Genomic DNA, 1,568 nt, shown 5'->3' on the forward strand with positions numbered 1-1,568 from the left:
CTCCTCATTCCTCTCTTCCTCTTGCTCCGGTTCCTCCGGAACACTGCGGTTCGCCGCGGGCAGCCGAGCGCATCTGAACGCCTCTGATCGTCTGCGTACGGTCCTGAACGCGCCGGTTCCGGGCGGCTGTCGTTCCAGGTCTGACGGTGACCGTTCCTGCGGCAGCCCCGCCGGTGCCGGTCCGCCGAGGGTTCGGCTACGCTCGNGCCGGTGCCGGTCCGCCGAGGGTTCGGCTACGCTCGCGGGCATGGACAGGATCTACTGGCACGCGGTCACACCGCCTCCCGCGTCCCGCTGAGGGCGCAGTGATCTTCGCGGGCGGACGCGGCCACGGCCGTCGCCGCCCGCACCCGGCAGCCCGGACTCTCCCCCGCGGACCGCGCAGCGCGGTGCCGCTCTGAGCCGTCCCTGCCCGCCGCCTCCGGCGGCTGCGCCCTTCCGATGACCGTCAGCACCGGCCTTCAACGGATCAGGACGCATTCCGCATGTCATCTTCCTCTGCCCGTCCGGGCCCGCGCGCCCATGCGCACGCGCACCCCACTCCGTCCGGCCCCGGCACCCCTACGTACCGCTCCGGTTCCTCCTCGGACGGCCGCCCGCACGACCGTGCCGGCGCCCTGCTCGTGCTCGGCGCCGCGACGCTGTGGGGCACGACCGGGACGGCCGCGAGCTTCGCCCCCGCCGCCGTCTCTCCGCTCTCGACGGGCGCCGCCACCATGGGCGTCGGGGGCCTTCTCACCTTTCTGCTCGCGGGCCGCTCGGCGCTCCGAGTGCTGCGCGGCGGGCGTCGGCTGCTGCTGTGGGCGCTGCTGGGCGGCGCCGCCGTCGCCGTCTATCCGCTGGCCTTCTACTCCGCGATGGACCGGGCGGGCGTGGCCGCCGGAACGGTCGTGACCATCGGGTGCTCGCCCGTCTTCGCCGCCCTGCTGGAGCGGGTGCTGGTGGGAGTACGGCTGACGCTGCGCTGGTTCGCCGCGACGCTCGCGGCCGGTACGGGCTGTGCGCTGCTCGCGCTCACCGCGTCCGGCGGCGGCGCGAGGACGGGTCACGATGTGCCCGGCGGTATCGCGCTGGCGCTGCTGGCCGGCGCCTCGTACGCCGCCTTCGCCTGCTACGGCGCGCGCATCATCCGGGCGGGGCACTCCTCGCGCGCGGCGATGGGCGGCCTCTTCGGGCTGGGCGCCCTCGTGCTGCTGCCCGTACTCGCCGTCACGGGCGGTCCGTTGCTGAGCCAGCCGCGCGGGCTGCTGGTCGCCGCGTATCTCGCGGTGGTGCCGATGTGTGTGGCGTACGTGCTCTTCGGCGCGGGACTGGCGCGTATACCGGCGGGCACGGCCACGACACTGACGCTCTTCGAGCCGGTGGTCGCCGCGGTGCTGGGAGTCGCCGTCGTCGGTGAACGCCTCGGCGCATGGGCGTGGACGGGTACGGCGCTGGTTCTGCTGGGGCTGCTCGTGCTGACCGTGCGGTTTCGGGTACGGCGGCGAGCGGGAAGCGGAACGGGGCGCATACCGCAGGAAGGCTGAGACATGGGCGGGCGGCGGCGCTCCCGTCGATACGGTGCGCCG

1 protein-coding gene is annotated in these 1,568 nt (G+C 74.3%); it reads left to right on the forward strand.

The annotated features are described in order from the left end of the window. Positions 1-485: 485 nt before the first annotated feature. Positions 486-1,526 (forward strand): DMT family transporter, encoded by a 1,041-nt coding sequence (locus AN218_RS03620; protein WP_079131786.1) that lies wholly within the window; start codon positions 486-488, stop codon positions 1,524-1,526. Positions 1,527-1,568: the final 42 nt, after the last annotated feature.

Source organism: Streptomyces nanshensis (genome assembly GCF_001751255.1).
Taxonomy (GTDB): Bacteria; Actinomycetota; Actinomycetes; order Streptomycetales; family Streptomycetaceae; genus Streptomyces; species Streptomyces nanshensis_A.